This is a genomic window from Nonomuraea sp. NPDC049486 (genome assembly GCF_040676925.1).
Classification (GTDB): Bacteria; Actinomycetota; Actinomycetes; order Streptosporangiales; family Streptosporangiaceae; genus Nonomuraea; species Nonomuraea ferruginea.
In genome coordinates this window covers 492,892-509,317 of the sequence record NZ_JBFAPV010000003.1, presented here as the reverse complement: position 1 = coordinate 509,317, position 16,426 = coordinate 492,892, and the positions used below count along the sequence as shown (strand labels likewise).

General features: G+C 71.5%; 14 protein-coding genes. 6 read left to right on the top strand and 8 right to left on the bottom strand.

Features of this window, described 5'->3' with window-relative positions; all coding sequences use genetic code 11:
- Positions 1-189: 189 nt before the first annotated feature.
- The 5 genes from AB0K05_RS11220 to AB0K05_RS11200 form a co-directional block, all read right to left on the bottom strand.
- Positions 190-1,209 (bottom strand): LacI family DNA-binding transcriptional regulator, encoded by a 1,020-nt coding sequence (locus AB0K05_RS11220; RefSeq protein ID WP_364228522.1) that lies wholly within the window; start codon positions 1,207-1,209, stop codon positions 190-192.
- A gap of 235 nt (positions 1,210-1,444) precedes the next feature.
- Complete coding sequence (locus AB0K05_RS11215; RefSeq protein WP_219548519.1) at positions 1,445-2,419, bottom strand: glycine betaine ABC transporter substrate-binding protein; 975 nt, start codon at positions 2,417-2,419, stop codon at positions 1,445-1,447.
- A 67-nt stretch (positions 2,420-2,486) separates the two neighbouring features.
- Entirely contained in the window at positions 2,487-3,254 is a 768-nt protein-coding gene (locus AB0K05_RS11210) for an ABC transporter permease (protein WP_222709055.1), read from the bottom strand.
- Positions 3,244-4,248: an ATP-binding cassette domain-containing protein gene (locus AB0K05_RS11205; protein ID WP_364228519.1), complete on the bottom strand. Its 1,005-nt coding sequence runs from the start codon at positions 4,246-4,248 to the stop codon at positions 3,244-3,246. Before AB0K05_RS11205 ends, AB0K05_RS11210 begins: the two co-directional genes overlap by 11 nt.
- Positions 4,235-4,888 (bottom strand): ABC transporter permease, encoded by a 654-nt coding sequence (locus AB0K05_RS11200; RefSeq protein ID WP_271276939.1) that lies wholly within the window; start codon positions 4,886-4,888, stop codon positions 4,235-4,237. Before AB0K05_RS11200 ends, AB0K05_RS11205 begins: the two co-directional genes overlap by 14 nt.
- A gap of 106 nt (positions 4,889-4,994) precedes the next feature.
- On the opposite strand from AB0K05_RS11200, the gene AB0K05_RS11195 reads away from it, so the two are divergent.
- Together AB0K05_RS11195 and AB0K05_RS11190 are read left to right on the top strand one after the other, a co-directional pair.
- Entirely contained in the window at positions 4,995-5,780 is a 786-nt protein-coding gene (locus AB0K05_RS11195) for an IclR family transcriptional regulator (protein WP_364228516.1), read from the top strand.
- A 158-nt stretch (positions 5,781-5,938) separates the two neighbouring features.
- Positions 5,939-8,203, top strand: coding sequence for a pectinesterase family protein (locus AB0K05_RS11190; protein WP_364228514.1), 2,265 nt, complete (start codon positions 5,939-5,941; stop codon positions 8,201-8,203).
- Between the two features lie 97 nt (positions 8,204-8,300).
- Here AB0K05_RS11190 and AB0K05_RS11185 read toward each other — a convergent pair whose 3' ends face one another.
- Genes AB0K05_RS11185 through AB0K05_RS11175 form a run of 3 tightly spaced genes read right to left on the bottom strand, consistent with a single transcriptional unit; the run spans position 8,301 to position 11,411 of the window.
- Positions 8,301-8,570 carry a hypothetical protein gene (locus AB0K05_RS11185; RefSeq protein ID WP_364228512.1) on the bottom strand — a complete coding sequence of 90 codons (270 nt, stop codon included), beginning with the start codon at positions 8,568-8,570 and terminating at the stop codon, positions 8,301-8,303.
- Positions 8,459-10,108 (bottom strand): potassium/proton antiporter, encoded by a 1,650-nt coding sequence (locus tag AB0K05_RS11180; protein WP_364228510.1) that lies wholly within the window; start codon positions 10,106-10,108, stop codon positions 8,459-8,461. Before AB0K05_RS11180 ends, AB0K05_RS11185 begins: the two co-directional genes overlap by 112 nt.
- A gap of 16 nt (positions 10,109-10,124) precedes the next feature.
- A complete protein-coding gene (locus AB0K05_RS11175; RefSeq protein ID WP_148033317.1) occupies positions 10,125-11,411 on the bottom strand; it encodes an ArsB/NhaD family transporter in 1,287 nt (428 codons plus the stop codon).
- A 224-nt stretch (positions 11,412-11,635) separates the two neighbouring features.
- On the opposite strand from AB0K05_RS11175, the gene AB0K05_RS11170 reads away from it, so the two are divergent.
- The 4 genes from AB0K05_RS11170 (at position 11,636) to AB0K05_RS11155 (ending at position 16,419) form a co-directional block, all read left to right on the top strand.
- Positions 11,636-12,625, top strand: a complete 990-nt coding sequence (locus AB0K05_RS11170) for a sensor histidine kinase (RefSeq protein ID WP_364228508.1) — start codon at positions 11,636-11,638, stop codon at positions 12,623-12,625.
- Positions 12,625-13,278, top strand: coding sequence for a response regulator transcription factor (locus AB0K05_RS11165; protein WP_148033319.1), 654 nt, complete (start codon positions 12,625-12,627; stop codon positions 13,276-13,278). Before AB0K05_RS11170 ends, AB0K05_RS11165 begins: the two co-directional genes overlap by 1 nt.
- 85 nt (positions 13,279-13,363) lie before the next feature.
- Positions 13,364-14,395, top strand: coding sequence for a LacI family DNA-binding transcriptional regulator (locus AB0K05_RS11160; protein ID WP_364228506.1), 1,032 nt, complete (start codon positions 13,364-13,366; stop codon positions 14,393-14,395).
- Positions 14,335-16,419 (top strand): beta-galactosidase, encoded by a 2,085-nt coding sequence (locus AB0K05_RS11155; RefSeq protein WP_364228504.1) that lies wholly within the window; start codon positions 14,335-14,337, stop codon positions 16,417-16,419. Before AB0K05_RS11160 ends, AB0K05_RS11155 begins: the two co-directional genes overlap by 61 nt.
- Positions 16,420-16,426 lie beyond the last annotated feature (7 nt).

Genomic DNA, 16,426 nt, shown 5'->3' with positions numbered 1-16,426 from the left:
GCCTTTTCCCGGACTTCACCGTCAAGGGGCTTTCAGCCGGACCGCGACGCCCGCCTAGGGGCGGGTGGAAGCCTCGGCGGGAACGGTTCCCGCGGGTCAGGGGGGGTGGTTCCGCGGATGGGGTTACCGCCGGACGGCGACGCCCGCCTCGGGGCGGGTGGAAGCCTCGGCGGGAACGGTTCCCGCCGGTCAGGGGCGGGTGGTTCCGCGGATGACGAGGGTGCCCTGGACCGTCAGGTGTTCGGGTTCGGGGGTCTCCCGAAGCGCCAGGCGGATGGCTTCGGCGCCGACGTGGGCCAGCGGGAGCGCGACCGTCGTCAGCCTCGGCGTCACGTCCTCCGCGAGCTGGATGTCGTCGATGCCCGCCACCGACACCTCGGCGGGGACGGGCACCCCGGCCTCGCGAAGGGCCGCCAGGGCGCCGATCGCGAGGACGTCGCTGACCGCCGCGACCGCATCCGGCGGCCCGCTCCTGATCAGCCGCCGGACCGCCGCGTACCCGCCGTCCCTGCCGGCCTCGCAGGGCACGACGCGCACCTGGCGGGCGGGCACCCCGCCCCGGCGCAGGCCCTCGGCGCAGCCCGCGACCCGGGCTGCGAAGTTCGCCCGGTCCTCGGGGCCGGCCAGGATCGCCACCCGCCGGTGGCCGGTCATGGCCAGGTGGGCGCCCAGCGCCCGGCCCGCGCCGTGGTCGTCGAAGGCGATCGAGTCGAACGCCCGGTCCGTCACGCCGACGATCACCACCCGTCCGCCCGCCCGCTCGTACGCGCGCAACTCGTCCGTCAGGCGGTCGCCGAGCGCGTTCTCGCGGAACCGGGAAGAGGTCAGCACGAGCGCGCGCGGCCGCAGCGCGCGCAGCAGGCGCACCGTTTCGAGCTGCCGCTCCAGGGCGCCGTGGGTGGCGGAGACGGTCACGAACACGCCGGTCATCCTGGCCTGGCGCTCCATCGCGGACACGACGACGCCCATGGCGGGGGTGGTCAGGTCGTCGGTGACGAGCGTGATGGCCTCGCTCCCCCGCCGCATGGCGCGCGCCGCCGCGTCCGCGGTGTAGCGCAGGGCCTCCGCCGCGGCCAGGACGCGCCGCTCGTACTCGGGGGCGACGGCGCGCGAGCTGCCGCCCAGCACCCGTGACGCGGTCGCCACCGAGACCCCGGCGGCCGCCGCCACGTCGCGCAGCGTGACCGTACGTCTCGCCGCGTGAGGCATCCGGCCGGCTCCCTTCTTCCGCGACGCCGACTCACGGCGGCGCGGCCGGAGCCGACGCCCATGCGGGCCGGCTCTTCCGCGACGCCGACTCACGAGGGTAAGGGATGCGCCGCGCCTCCGAAACTTTCGGAGCCGGGAGGGAACGCCGAAGGCCCGGACGCGCGCGCCCGGGCCCTTCACGGTGAGACGATCACCCGTACGACCGCCCCGGCTCACGTCCGGTGCGGTCGGCCGGTCAGCTGCTGCTGCCGAGGAAGCCGTTCTGCTCCAGCCATTCGGCGGTGACCGTGCCGGGCTCCTTGCCGTCCACGTCGACCTGGGCGTTGAGCGCCTGCATGGTGGCGTCGTCCAGCTTGGCGATGACCGGGTTCAGCACCTGCTCCAGGGCCGGGTGCTTCTTGTACAGGTCGTCCTTGACGGTGACCGCGGCGTTGTAGATCGGGAAGAAGTTCTTGTCGTCCTCCAGCACGGTCAGGTCGAGCGCGGCGATGCGGCCGTCGGTGGTGAACACCTCGCCGAAGTTGCAGGTCTCGCCCTTGTCCGTCTCGGTGTAGACGACGCCGGTGTCCAGCAGCGCGATCCGGTCCTTGGGCATCTCGAAGTCGTACTTCTTGGTCAGGCCGGGCAGGCCGTCGTCGCGGGTGGAGAACTCGGTCTCGATGCACATCGTGACCTCCTCCGGCTTGGTCTTCGCCAGCTCGGCCACGTCGGAGACCGTCTTGACGCCCAGCTCCTGCGCCTTCTCCGAGCGGATGGCCAGGGCGTAGGTGTTGTTGAGCGGCGTCGGGCCGATCCAGCGGATCTGGTTCTGCTCCAGGTCGGCCTCCGCGGTGGCCTTGAACTGCTCGGCGGAGTCCTGGATCGGCTCGGTCTTCTTCAGGTGCTCGATCCAGCCGGTGCCGGAGTACTCCCAGTACAGGTCGATCTCACCGGCCTGCAGCGCCTTGCGGTTGGTTACCGTGCCGCCCAGGTTGGTCTTGTCCTCGACCTCGGCGCCGTGCGCCTTGAGCAGCTGCACGGCGATCTTGCCGAGCACGATGTTCTCGGTGAAGTCCTTGGAGCCGACGACGAACGAGGCGCCCTCCAACTCGGTGCCTGCGCTGGACGCCTCGACGGCGCTTCCGCCGCCACCGCATCCGGCGGCCGCTGTCAGGGTCAGGGCCGCTGCTGCGAGCACGGCGAACTTGCGGCGGACGGGGCGGGAAAACACGTGAAAACACCTCTCGCGGTGGGGTCTTACGAAAAATCGGGATTCGAGGGATGGGAAGTCGGCGGGATCACATGCCACGGGGCTTGAGCAGCTTCTCGGCGAGGCTGCCCAGCCAGTCGATGAAGAAGGCGATGCACGCGGTCAGCACGCCGCCGACGATGGTGACGGGCATCCGGTTGAGCTTGAGCCCGTTGATGATCAGTTCGCCCAGCCCGCCCGCGGCCACGAAGGCGCCGAGTGTGGCGACTCCGACGGTCAGCACCAGGGCGGTGCGCAGACCGGCGAGGATGGCGGGCACCGCGAGCTTGAGCTCGACCCGGCGCAGCACCTGGCCCTTGGTCATGCCCATGCCGCGGGCGGACTCGACGAGCGCGGGGTCGATCTGCTGCAGCCCGACCATGGTGTTGCGCAGCACCGGCAGCACGGCGTAGATGACCAGGCCGACCAGCGCCGTCTGGAAGCCCACGCCCAGCACGAACGTGGCCAGCACGAGCAGCCCGATGCACGGCACGGCCTGCCCGAGGTTGCCCGCGGTGAGGATGACCGGGGTGATGAACCGGTTCCTTGAGCGCGAGGCGACGATGCCCAGCGGGACCGCGATGATCACCACGAGGGCGGTGGCCGCCACGGTCATCTGGAGGTGCTCGATCACCTTGGCGACGATCACCTCGCGGTTGAGGCTGCGGCGCTCGATGGAGTCCAGCTCCAGCGTGCTCACCCAGGCGTAGAGGGCGACCAGGACGACGGCGATCGCGGCCGGGGTGAGCACGTGGCGCAGACCGGAAGCGCGGACGGGCGCGCCGGCCCGGCCGATGGCGATCGTGTCAGCGGTCACCGGCCGCCACCTCCTCGCGGCCGGTCTTCGCGCCGTCCGTGCCCACGGCCTCGCACAGCGCGGTGTAGGTGAGCACCCCGGACGGGGTGGCGCACCTGTCGCTGCCGTGGGCGACCATGGTGTCCAGCGCCTCGCGCAGGCTGGTGCCCGCGTCCACCCGCGGCAGCCCGTTGCTCGACGGTACGGGCCCGACGGCCGGCACGTCGTCCACCGTCAGCAGCGCCAGCCGCTTCAGCGTGGCGTCCTGGCCGATGAAGCCGGCCACGTAGTCGTCGGCGGGCGCGGCCAGGATGTTGGCGGGCGTGTCGTACTGGGCGATGTGCGAGCGCTCGCGCAGCACCGCGATGCGGTCGCCGAGCGTGATCGCCTCCTCGAAGTCGTGCGTGACGAAGATGATCGTCTTGCGCAGCTTCTTCTGCAGCTTGGCGAACTCGCTCTGCAGGTGCTCGCGGGTGATCGGGTCGGTGGCGCCGAAGGGCTCGTCCATCAGCATCACCGGCGGGTCGGCGGCCAGCGCGCGGGCCACGCCGACCCGCTGCTGCTGCCCTCCGGACAGCTGGCGCGGGTAGCGGTCGTGGTACGCGCCGGGCTCCAGGTTGACCAGCGAGAGCAGCTCCTCGACCCGGTCCGCGACCTTGGCCGCGGGCCAGCCGAGCAGCTTGGGCACCAGGGCCACGTTCTCGCCCACGGTCAGGTGGGGGAACAGCCCCACCTGCTGGATGGCGTACCCGATGTGCCGGCGCAGCTCGTCGGGGTGCAGGTTGAGCACGTCCTCACCGCCGATGCGGATCTCCCCGGCGGTGGGCTCCACCAGCCGGTTGATCATCTTCATCGTGGTGGTCTTGCCACAGCCGGACGGCCCGACGAAGACGACCAGCTCACCGGCCGGGATGTCGAGGTTGACGTTGTCGACCGCTGGAGCCGGCTGCCCCGGGTAGTGCTTGGTCAGCCCCCGCAACTCGATGCGGACGCCTGCTGGATCACGGTCGAACACGAAGCCCCCTTGGGGTGGTCAGCTGGCGGACGGCGAAGAAGAACGCGTCGAAGAGCACCGCGATGACCACGATGCCGAGCGTTCCGGCGAGCGTCGCGTTCAGCGAGTTCACCGAGCCGAGCCTGGCCAGTCCTTCGAAGATCTGGGTGCCGAGGCCGGGGCCGTCGACGTAGGCGGCGATGGCCGCGATGCCGATGAGCATCTGGGCCGAGACCCGGACGCCGGTCAGGATCAGCGGCCAGGCCAGCGGGAGCCGCACCTTCAGCAGCACCCTCGCGGCGCTCAGGCCCATCCCGCGGCCTGCCTCGACGGTGGCGGCGTCGACGCCGTTCAGCCCGGTCACCGTGTTCCTGATGATCGGCAGGAAGGCGTACCCGGTGAGCGCGACGAGCGTGGGCCCCCAGCCGAGTCCGGTGATCGGGATGAGCAGAGTGAGCAGTGCCAGCGAGGGGATGGTGAGGATGCCCGCGGACAGCGCCAGCGAGGCTCCGCGCACCTTGGGCGCCTGGAAACCGAGGAGTCCGATGCCGACGCCCACCACGGTCGCGATGCCGATCGCGATGGCGACGACCAGGGCGTGTTCGGCAGCGGCCAGCGAGAGAGTCCCCCATCGAGAGACCACGTACTCGCCGAAAGTCATGAAAGAACCGCCTTCGCTTACTCTTGCACTGGCATGTAAACGTATGGCCGTGTTGCGGTGATTGCAAAATCTGTTGCACTTAGCGCAACACCATTGTTATGAACGGATGAGCATGACCGAGAGGCCGGCAGTGTCGTCGGCGGGTCTCCGCCGAGACCTGGAGATCCTTGACGTTCTCGCTGGTCACGGCGCTGAACGTGACGCCGAGGGCTTCGGCGTGAGCTGGATCGCGCAACGCCTGGGGCGGGAGAAGAGCCAGGTGTCACGGGCGCTGCGCGCGCTGGAGGCCGAGGGCATGGTCGAACGCGACCCGCTGACCCGGCGCTACCGGCTCGGCTGGCGGCTGTTCGCGCTCGCGGCCCGCACCCAGCAGGCCCGGCTGGCGCAGGTGGCCGCGCCGTGCCTGCGGCGGCTGGCGTCCACCTTCGACGAGGACACCCACCTGTGCGTGCTCCGCGGCGAGCAGGTGCTCACCCTGCTGTCGGCCCCCTCGTCACGGGCGTACCACCGGGTCTGGGAAGGCGTCGCGGTGCCGGTTCTCATGGCGGGCGCGGGGCGGGCGCTGCTCGCCGACTGGCACCAGGACCACGTGCGCGAGCTGCTGCGCGCCTCCCTGCCGGGCGGCCTGGACTCGGCGATCGCCGACGAGGAGCAGTGGCTCGCCGACCTGGCGCACGTCCGGGAGTTCGGGTACGTGGTGAGCGCGGTCGAGCTGGACGACCTTCCCGGGGGCATCACGGCCCCGGTGCGCGACCACCGCCGCCTCATCGTCGCGGCCATCAGCATGTCGCTGACCCGCGTCCCCCCGGAGTCGCGCCTGGAGGAGATGGGCAAGGTGGTGGCGGAGTCGGCCCAGGAGCTGTCCGCCGCCCTCGGTTACCCGCGGCCCTAGCGTCACCGGCCCCCGCGTCCGCGCGGGGGCTTTTGTTGCGCCTTGGCTGCAACCGCTTGCCGCAGCAACAGTGCAGTTTTACTAGGAACCATTGACGTTTCAGGACAGCTACGTCAACGTTTCGTGCAACCGATTGCCACCCTCACGAGAGGTTGCGCATGCGACTTCTGTCACTCCCCCCGGTGATCGCCGTCATGATCATCGCGGCGGCCGTCCCCGCCGCCGCCGCTCCCCCGCCCAGGAGCGTCATCGTGGTCGCCGCCGACGGCTCCGGCGACCACACCACCGTGCAGGACGCCGTGGACGCCGTGCCCTCCGGCAACGCCAGGCCGGTGACCGTCCTCGTCCGCGAGGGCACCTACAAGCAGCAGGTCGTCATCCCCGCCGACAAGCCGCACATCACCCTCGCCGGAGACACCGACGACCCCGCCAAGGTGGTGCTGACCTTCGACGCCGCCGCCAAGATCCAGCGGCCCGACGGCTCCGGGCCGTACGGCACCTCGGGCAGCGCCTCGTACGTGATCAGCGCGCCCGACTTCACCGCCCGCGACCTCACGTTCGAGAACTCCTACGACGAGGCCGCGAACGGCCCCAGCCAGGCCGTCGCCGTCCGCACCACCGGCGACCGGCAGGTGTACGACAACGTCCGGTTCATCGGCAACCAGGACACGCTCTACGCCAACACCGAGAGCGCGGGCGCGACCGCCCGGCAGTACTTCCACGACTGCTACGTGGAAGGCGACGTGGACTTCATCTTCGGCCGGGCCACCGCCGTCTTCGACCGGTGCGTCATCAAGGCCCTGGATCGGGGCGACGCCGCGAACAACGGCTACGTCACCGCCGCGAGCACCGAGGTGGCCAATCCGTACGGGTTCCTGATCCACCGCAGCCACCTGGTCAGCGACGCCCCCGCCGGGACGTACCACCTTGGCCGGCCGTGGCCGGCGGGCGGGTCGCCGACGGCGCGGGGGCAGGTGCTGGTCCGCGAGTCGTGGCTGGGCCAGCAGTTCAAGGACGCCCCGTGGACTGACATGTCGGGCCTGAGCTGGCGGGACGCGCGCCTGTCCGAGTACCGCAACCACGGCCCCGGCGCCACCGCCGGCGAGGACCGGCCGCAGCTCTCCGCCCGGGACGCCGCCCGCCTCACTCCTCACCACTACCTGAAGGGCCGCGACGGCTGGAACCCCGTCCGCCACCACCACGACCGGCCCGACCCGTACCGGCTGGGCCGCGAGACGCTCGGCGAGAAGGACGGCTGGGCGGCGGCCGGCACCGGCACCACGGGCGGTTCCGCCGCCCGCCCGGAGGACGTGCACGTCGTCTCCACCAGGGCCGAACTGATCGCCGCGCTCGGCGAGCCGGCCGACAACCGGCCGCGGATCGTGTACGTGAAGGGCGCGATAGACGCCGACACCGACGCCGCGGGCAACCCGCTGACCTGCGCGGACTACGCCGTCGGCGGCTACAGCCTGGAGGCGTACCTGGCGGCCTTCGACCCGGCCGTGTGGGGCCGCTCCAGCCCGCCGTCAGGGCCGTTGGAGGACGCGCGCCGCGCCTCGTACAACGCCATGAGCGAGCACGTGAGCATCGCGGTCGGCTCCAACGTCACCCTGGCCGGCCTGGGGCGCGACGCCGCGCTGAAGAGCTTCGGCCTGCGGATCAGGAACGCCGACAACGTGATCGTGCGCAACCTCACGATCAGCGACACGGCCGACTGCTTCCCGCAGTGGGACCCGACGGACGGCGAGGAGGGCAACTGGAATGCCTCCTTCGACAACGTCGAGATCTCCGGCTCGACCCACGTGTGGCTGGACCACAACACGCTGAACGACGGCGACAACCCGGACGCGAACCAGCCGCTGCACTTCGGCCGGCCGTACCAGGTGCACGACGGGCTGCTCGACGTGGTGCGCGGCTCGAACTACGTGACCCTGTCGTGGAACCACCTGAGCGACCACGACAAGGTGACGCTGATCGGCAACACCGACAACCCCGCTTCCTACCAGGAGGCGGACAAGCTGAAGGTGACCGTGCACCACAACTACTTCGAAGGGCTCGGCCAGCGGACCCCGCGGGTGCGCTTCGGCCAGGTGCACGTCTACAACAACTACTTCACGGGCGGCGGCCCGTACGTGTACAGCATCGGCGTCGGCTTCCAGTCGCAGGTGTACGCGAACGCCAACGCGTTCGACGGCATCGCCGCCGAGAAGGTGCTGACCGTGTTCAAGGGCACCGCCATCACCGCCAAGGACAACCTGGTCGACGGCCGGCCGGTCGATCTGGTCGCCGCCCACAACGCCGCCGCCGGCGCGAGCCTCGGCGGTGACGCCGGCTGGACGCCGGCCCTGTACACCCGCGTCCACCCGCCGCGGGCGCTGCGCGCCCTGGTTCCCGCCGGTGCGGGCGCGGGACGCATCCGCTGAAACCTGCCACGCGCCGGTCCGCGTGACCGGCCGCGCAGCGGATGCGCGGCCGGGAGGGCCCGCCTGACCCGGGCCCTCCCGGCCGGACCGGCCGCCGTCAGCGGCCGGCGGTCAGCTCCGCCAGGCGGCGCTCGATCGCGGCCAGCCGGTCGTCGAGCGACCGGCTGTGCAGCAGCTCGGCGAGCCGGTCGGCTTCGTCGGGCTCCAGCTCGGCCGTGCGGCCGACGTCGTCGGAGTCGTTCTCGCCGTAGAAGGTCAGCGCGCGTCGGCCGTCGTGGTAATCGATGAAGGCGAGCCGGTCACCTCTTCTGGTTCTGATCTGGTAAATGTGGCCGGTTCCGGGGACCGTCGCCGGTGTGATCTCCATCTCCCTCTGCCTCCGTTGTTCTTGTGGGGTCGGTCGGGTCTGGGGTCCGGATCGCCGCCCTCGCCGTGCCAGCGGGCCAGCCGGCCGCGGCGGCCGACGGCTCGCAGGCGCCGCTCGACCTCCTCACGGGTGCCGGAGGTGGCGACGATCAGCAGCTGGTCGCCCTCGTACAGCCGGGATTCTGGAAGGGGCACGAGTGCGGAGCTGTCGCGGATGACCAGGCTGATGGCCGCCGGACGGGGCAGACGCAGTTCCGACACCTCCACCCCGTGCAGCATCGATCCTTCGGGGACGGAGACCGTGAGCAGCTCGGCGTCGAGCACGTCGAGCGGCGCCGACTCGATGTCCACCTCCCGGGCCTCCTCCGGCCTGATCAGGCCGAGCAGGCGGGTGATCCCGAGCAGGGCGGGCCCCTGGATCAAGGTGAACACCACGACCAGCACGAAGACGATGTGCAGCAGGTCGAGCGCGCCGGGGACCTGGGCCACGATCGGGAACGTCGTCAGCACGATCGGCACCGCCCCGCGCAGCCCCGCCCAGGAGATGAACGCCTGCTCGCGCCAGGGCACCCGGAACGGGACCAGGCACAGGATCACCGAGACCGGCCGGGCCACCAGCAGCAGGAAGGCGCCGATGACGAGCGCCGGCAGCAGCGCGTCGAGCAGCTCGCTCGGATCGACCAGCAGGCCGAGCATGACGAACAGCCCGATCTGCGCGAGCCAGCCCGCGCCCTCGGCGAAGGACCGGGTGGCGGCCCGGTGCGGCAGCACGGCGTTGCCGAGCACGATCCCCGACAGGTAGGCGGCGATGATGCCGGAGGCGTTGGCCGCGCCCGCCGCGGCGAAGGCGCAGATGCCGAAACCGAAGGAGGCCAGCGGGTACAGCCCGGTGGCGGGCAGCGCCACGTAGCGCAGCGTCACCACGCCGACCAGGGCCACGCCCAGACCGATGAGCGCGCCCGTGGCGATCTGGTAGACCATCTGCCCGCCGATGGCGAACGGGCCGGGGAGTCCACCGGAGGCGCTGAAGACCAGCACCAGGATCACGGTGGGCGCGTCGTTGAAGCCGGACTCGGCCTCGACCATGCTGGCCAGCTTGCGCGGCAGCGGCAGCGACCGCAGCACGGCGAAGACCGCCGCCGCGTCGGTGGACGACACGATGGCGCCGAGCAGCAGCGCGAGCTGCCAGTCCATGCCCAGCAGGTAGTGCGCGCCCGTGGCGGTCACGAGCACGCTGATGACCACGCCGGCGGTGGCCAGCAGGGCCGAGGGGGCGAGCAGCCGTCGGACGTCGGCCCACCGGGTGCTCAGCCCGCCCTCGACCAGAATGACGGCCAGCGCCGTCGTTCCCAGGGTCTGGGCGAGCTGGGCGTCGTCGAAGGGGATGCCCAGCACGTCCTCGCCGACCAGGACGCCCAGCCCGAGGAACAGCAGGAGGCTGGGCAGACCGAGGCGGGCTGCGGTGCGCGCCGCGGCGATGCTGGCGAGCAGCACCAGGCCGCCCACCAGCAACACCACGTACAGCTGCGGCAACGTCATCGTCGCCCCTCCTCACTCAGACGAAATAGCGCAGCCAGACGTAGAGCCAGGCCATCGCTGTGCTGATCGCCGTGACGAGGATGCCGTACTTGGTGAACTGCCAGAACGTGATCTTGTGACCGGAGCGGGCAGCCAGGCCGATGGCGACCACGTTCGCGCTGGCCGCCACCGCGGTGCCGTTGCCGCCGAAGTCCGCGCCCAGCGCGAACGCCCACCACAACGCCTGCCCGGTGTCAGGATCGGGAGCCTGCGCGACCAGCCCTTCCACGATAGGTGCCATGGTGGCCACATAGGGGATGTTGTCGAAGAACGCGCCGAGGATCGCCGAACCCCAGACCAGCGCGGTCGCCGCGCCGAAGAAGTTGTCGCCGACGGCCTCGACCGCCCAGACGCCGATGGTCTCGATGACCCCGGTGTGCACGAGCCCGGCGACCATGACGAACAGTCCGATGAAGAAGACCAGCGTCGGCCACTCGACCTCGGCCATGACCTCGGACGTCTCGGCCCGCGCCACCAGCATCATCACGCCCGCGCCGACCAGCGCCACGATGGACGGCTCGACGTGCACGATGGCGTGCAGCCCGAAGCCGACGATCACCAGGGCGAGTACGATCATGCACCGGACCAGGAGCTTCGGGTCCGTGATGGCCCGCTTCTCCTGCAGCTTCATCACTTCGGCGACCCGGTCGGGGTTGTACTGGAACGACTTCCTGAACATCACCCGCGTCAGCAGCAGGAAAGCCACGAAGACCACCACGACGATGGGCGACATGTGCACGAGGAAGTCGTTGAAGGTCAGGCCCGCGCGGCTGCCGATGATGATGTTCGGCGGGTCGCCGATGAGGGTGGCCGCGCCGCCGATGTTGGAGGCGAGCACCTCGGCGATGATGTAGGGCTGGGCTGGGATGTCAAGACGTTCACACACCATCAACGTCACCGGCACGACCAGCATGATCGTGGTGACGTTGTCAAGGAAGGGGGAGGCGATCGCGGTGATGGCCATGAGCATCACCATCAGCCGGTAGGGCTTCCCCTGCGACTTCTTCGCGGCCCAGATGGCCAGGAAGTCGAAAAGTCCCGTCTGTTTGATGATCCCCACGATGATCATCATGCCGAGCAGCAGGAAGATGACGTTCCAGTCGATGCCCTCATGCTCGGAGTAGAAGACTTCCGCGCCGGGGATCAGCCCGAGCACCGCCATGACGCCGGCGGCCACGAGCACCACCTTGACCTTGTTCACCTTCTCGGTGGCGATGAAGTAGTACGCCACCACGAAGACGGTCAGGGCGATGACACCGCTCATCGGGCGTGCCCCGGCGGGCCGGTGCGAGCCGGACGGCAAACGGGCAACAGATACGGTGCAGATATGGCGGGATGTCTCATGGTTTCCAGTTTCGGTAACGGACCGGTAACCACGCCATCGGGTCTGACACCCATCTCCGGTGGGGGAAACCATGTAGGCACGCACAAGGAGATGGGTGCTGCTACGGATGGACACGCACGCCGTCCGGCGGCGACTCTGAGGATATGAAAGAGCGACGTCCGGCATCCGCCCGCTCACCTGCGCAGGCGCTGTTCCGGCGGCTCATCGTGATCAACGGCCTGGTGTTCACGGTCGGCACGCTGGTCCTGGCGGTGTCACCCGCCACGGTGTCCGCGCCGGTGCTGCTCACCGAGATCCCGGTGCTGACGATCGGCCTGGCGCTGATGCTGAGCGCCAACGCGGTGCTGCTGCGCCGCAGCCTGGCCCCGCTGGTGGCGCTCACCGCGCTCATGCAGCGGGTCGACCTGCTGCGCTCCCGCGACCGGCTCGCCGAGAGCGGCAACGGCGACCTGACCGACGTGGTGGCGACCTTCAACGCGATGCTGGACCGGCTGGAGGCCGAGCGCAGCACCGCCGCCGCGCACGCGCTGGCCGCCCAGGAGGGCGAGCGGCAGCGCATCGCCCGCGAGCTGCACGACGAGATCGGCCAGAGCCTGACGGTGGTGCTGCTCGGCCTCAAGCGCGCCGTCGACCTCGCGCCGGAGGAGCTGCGCGAGGAGCTGCACAACATCCAGGAGACGGTCCGGGGCAGCCTGGACGAGGTGCGCCAGGTCGCCAGGCGGCTGCGCCCCGGGATGCTGGAGGACCTGGGCCTGATCGCCTCGCTGAACGCGCTGGCCGCCGACTTCGGCGAGATGTCCGACGCCCACGTCACCCGCCGCCTGGAGTCGCAGCTGCCGGAGCTGGGCGAGGAGGCCGAGCTGGTGGTCTACCGCATCGCGCAGGAGGGGCTGACCAACGTGGCCAGGCACGCCAGGGCGACCGAGGTCGAGCTCTCGCTCTGCCGCCGGCCCGACGGCGTGGTGCTGACGATCGCCGACAACGGCCGGGGCGGCCCGATGACCGAGGGCACGGGCGTACGCGGCATGCGTGAGCGCGCGCTGCTGATCGGCGCCCGCTTGACCATCACCAGCCCACCGGGGGGCGGAACGACCGTGCGGCTGGCCATACCGGTCCGGCCGGAAAGGAACTGATCAGGTTGGAACGGACCCGCATCCTGCTCGCCGACGACCACGCCCTCGTGCGGCGTGGGCTGCGGATGATCCTGGACGCCGAGCCCGACCTCGTCGTGGTCGCCGAGGCCGGCAACGGCGCGGAGGCCGTCGAGCTGGCCGGCGAGGGAGTCGACCTGGCCATCCTCGACATCGCCATGCCGCGCATGACCGGCATCCAGGCGGCGCGCGAGATCTCCCGGCGCGCCCCCGAGGTGCGCCTGCTGATGCTGTCCATGTACGACAACGAGCAGTACCTGTTCGAGTCGCTGAAGGCCGGGGCGTCCGGCTACGTGCTCAAGTCGGTGGCCGACCGCGACCTGCTGGAGGCGTGCCGCGCGGCGATGCGCGGCGAGCCCTTTCTCTACCCGGGCGCGGTGACCGCGCTCATCCGCGACTTCCTGCAGCGCGACACCCGGGGCGAGGAGCTGCCGGGGAGCCTGCTCACGCCGCGCGAGGAGGAGATCGTCAAGCTCATAGCCGAGGGCCACTCGTCCAAAGCGATAGCGGACATGCTGGTGATCAGCATCAAGACGGTCGACCGGCACCGCGCCAACGTGCTGGCCAAACTGGGCATGCGCGACCGGCTGGAGCTGACCCGGTACGCGATAAGAGCGGGTCTCATAGAGCCCTGAGCTCCCGGCCGTTGACATCCCGACAAACCGCCCCATACGTTTTGCGAAACGTTTCGATCCGCGTCCTGGCAGGAACCGGAGGGGCATGACCTCGTTGCGCGACGTGGCCGAGCGCGCCCAGGTGGCCGTCAGCACGGTCTCCGCCGCGCTCAACGGGACCCGTCCGGTGAAGGCGGAGACCAAGCGCCGCATCGAGCGGGCCGCGGCGGAGCTGGGCTACCGGCCCAACCTGCTGGCCCGCGGCCTGGTGTCCAAGCGGACCCGCATCCTGGCGCTGCTGTTCCCCCCGCCCGGCAGCGGGTTCGGGCTGACCGAGATGCAGTTCGCGACCGGAGCCGCCGAGGCCGCCGCCGAGCTGGGCTACCACCTGCTGCTGTCGCCCGAGAGCGCCGACCCGGTCGAGGAGCTGCGCTATCTGACCGGGATGGGCCTGGTCGACGGGGTACTGCTGATGGAGGTGCGGCTGGCCGACGAGCGGACGGACTTCCTGCTGGAGTCGGGTACGCCGTTCGCCATGATCGGCCGTACCCGGGAGCCCGGCTCACTCGACTACGCCGACATCGACTTCGCCCGCACCGCCAGGGACGCCGTCGCGCACCTGGCCGGGCTGGGCCACCGGGCCATCGCCTTGCTGAACCACTCCACCGGCGCCTACTCCCCCGAGTACGGGCCCGCCGTCCGGGCCGGCGAGGAGTTCGCGGCCGCGGCGCGCGAGGCCGGCCTGTGGTACGCGGGCGACGTGCGCGCCGACACGGCCGGCGAGGGCCGGCTCGCCTTCGAGCGGCTGATGGCCGAGCATCCCGAGGTGACGGCGGTGGCGGCGATGAGCGACCAGGCGGCGGTCGGCGTGCTCCAGGCGGTCGAGGAGCGCGGCTGGCGCGTCCCCGGTGACCTGTCGCTCGTGCTGGCCAGCGCCTCGGCCCGGGTGGCGGAGATGTTCCGGCCCCGGCTGACCACGCTGGAGCCGCCCGGGGCCGAGCTGGGCAGGCTGGGCGCCCGCATGCTCATCGACCGGCTGGAGTCCCCCGGCTCGCCGCCGGCGCAGCGCCTGGTGCCGTGCCGGCTGGTGATCGGCGACAGTTCGGCGCCGCCGCGCGGGAGCGGGGCCGCGCGGTGAGTCCCGGCCTGCGCGACCTGACCCGGCGGCACGGGCTGCTGTTCGGCGGCGACTACAACCCCGAGCAGTGGCCGGAGGAGGTCTGGGCCGAGGACGTCCGGCTGATGCGGGAGGCCGGGGTCAACCTGGTCACGGTCGGCGTGTTCAGCTGGGCGCGGATCGAGCCGGAGCCGGGCGTCAGGGACTTCGGCTGGCTGGACCGGGTGCTCGACCTGCTCGCCGGGGCTGGCGTCGCGGTGGACCTGGCCACGCCCACCGCCTCGCCGCCGCCCTGGCTGGGGCACCGGTGGCCGGAGACGCTGCCGGTGGACGAGTCGGGGCACCGGCTCTGGTACGGCTCGCGCAACCAGTTCTGCCCGTCCTCGCCGGTCTACCGGGAACGGGCGCTGGCCCTGGTGGAGGACCTGGCCGGCCGCTACGCCGGGCATTCGGCGCTGGCCCTGTGGCACGTGGGCAACGAGTACGGGCAGGTGTGCCACTGCGACACCACCGCCCAGGCGTTCCGTACCTGGTTACGGGAGCGGCACGGCGACCTCGGCGCGCTCAACGACGCGTGGGGCACGGCCTTCTGGAGCCAGCGTTACAGCGCCTGGGAGGAAGTGCTGCCGCCTCGGCGCGCTCCTTACCTGGTCAACCCGGCGCAGCGGCTCGACTTCCGGCGGTTCTGCTCCGACGCGCTGCTCGCGCATTTCAGGGCCGAGCGCGACGTGCTGCGCGCCCACACCCCGGACATCCCGGTCACCACGAACTTCATGGGGTTCTTCAACCTCGTCGACTACTGGTCGTGGGCGCCCGAGGAGGACGTCGTCTCCGACGACTGGTACCCGGACCCGGCCGACCCGCTGTCCCACGTGCGGGCCGCGCTCACGCACGACCTGATGCGCTCGCTCGCCGGCGGGCCGTGGATGCTCATGGAGCAGGCGGTCTCCGCCGTGAACTGGCGGCCGCACAACCTGCCCAAACCACCCGGACAGCTGCGGCTGGAGTCCTTCCAGGCCGTGGCGCGCGGCGCGGACGGGCTCTGCTACTTCCAGTGGCGGGCCTCCCGCTCCGGCTCCGAGCGCTTCCATTCAGCGATGGTCCCGCACGCCGGGCCGGACACGCGGCAGCATCGCGAGGTGCGCGCTCACGGCGCGGAGCTGCGCGCGCTCGCCGGGGTGGCGGGCACGCGGGTGCCCGCGCGGGTGGCGCTGGTGTTCGACTGGCCGAGCTGGTGGGCGGCGACCGAGCGCGGCCTGCCCAGCGACCGGCTCGACCCGGTGGAGGAGCTGTTCCGCTACTACCGGCCGTTCTGGGAGCGCGGGGTGAGCGTGGACCTCGCCCCGCCCTCGGCCGACCTGTCCGGCTACGCGCTGGTGGTGGCCCCCAGCCTGTTCCTGCTCGGCGAGGACGACGCGGCGTCGCTGACCTCGTACGTGCGCGGCGGCGGCACGCTCGCGGTCGGCCCCTTCTCCGGGGTCGCCGACCGGGACGCGCGCGTCCACCGGGGACGGTTCCCCGCGCCGCTGCGTGAGGTGCTGGGCCTGTCCGGCGAGGAGTGGCTGCCCGTGCCGGAGGACCGGGCGGTGCCCTGCGCGTGGACGGACGGCGGCGCGTTCACCGCGCGCCTCTGGACCGAGCTGGTACGGGCCGAGGGCGCCGAAGCGGTCGCCGTCTTCGCCGGGAGCGGGGATCCGGCGGTGCTGCGGCACGCCTGCGGCGAGGGCACCGCGTGGTACGTGGCCACGCGGCCCGAGCACGACGCGCTCGCCACGCTGGCCGGGCGCCTGCTCGCCGACGCGGGCGTCACCGGCGCGCTGCCCGGCCCGCCGCCGCCCGGCGTCGAGGCGGTCCGGCGCGGCCCCGCGCTCTTCCTCCTCAACCACGGCGACGGAACCGCCCGCGTGCCGATCCCCGGCCCCGCGCGGGACCTGCTGACCGGAGCCGTCGTGGACGGCGCGGTCACCCTGGCCCCCCGGGAGGCCGTCGCCCTGCAGAGCCCGGAGCACGAAGCATCGAACACTGAATCGAACACTGAGGAGTGACTCCCCG

What these genes read in the sequence shown, in the direction of transcription:
- AB0K05_RS11220 (WP_364228522.1), bottom strand. Translation starts at nt 1,209, where the DNA reads ATGCCTCACGCGGCGAGACGTACGGTCACGCTGCGCGACGTGGCGGCG.
- AB0K05_RS11200 (WP_271276939.1), bottom strand. Translation starts at nt 4,888, where the DNA reads ATGACTTTCGGCGAGTACGTGGTCTCTCGATGGGGGACTCTCTCGCTG.
- AB0K05_RS11195 (WP_364228516.1), top strand. Translation starts at nt 4,995, where the DNA reads ATGAGCATGACCGAGAGGCCGGCAGTGTCGTCGGCGGGTCTCCGCCGA.
- AB0K05_RS11190 (WP_364228514.1), top strand. Translation starts at nt 5,939, where the DNA reads ATGCGACTTCTGTCACTCCCCCCGGTGATCGCCGTCATGATCATCGCG.
- AB0K05_RS11185 (WP_364228512.1), bottom strand. Translation starts at nt 8,570, where the DNA reads ATGGAGATCACACCGGCGACGGTCCCCGGAACCGGCCACATTTACCAG.
- AB0K05_RS11180 (WP_364228510.1), bottom strand. Translation starts at nt 10,108, where the DNA reads ATGACGTTGCCGCAGCTGTACGTGGTGTTGCTGGTGGGCGGCCTGGTG.
- AB0K05_RS11175 (WP_148033317.1), bottom strand. Translation starts at nt 11,411, where the DNA reads ATGAGCGGTGTCATCGCCCTGACCGTCTTCGTGGTGGCGTACTACTTC.
- AB0K05_RS11170 (WP_364228508.1), top strand. Translation starts at nt 11,636, where the DNA reads ATGAAAGAGCGACGTCCGGCATCCGCCCGCTCACCTGCGCAGGCGCTG.
- AB0K05_RS11160 (WP_364228506.1), top strand. Translation starts at nt 13,364, where the DNA reads ATGACCTCGTTGCGCGACGTGGCCGAGCGCGCCCAGGTGGCCGTCAGC.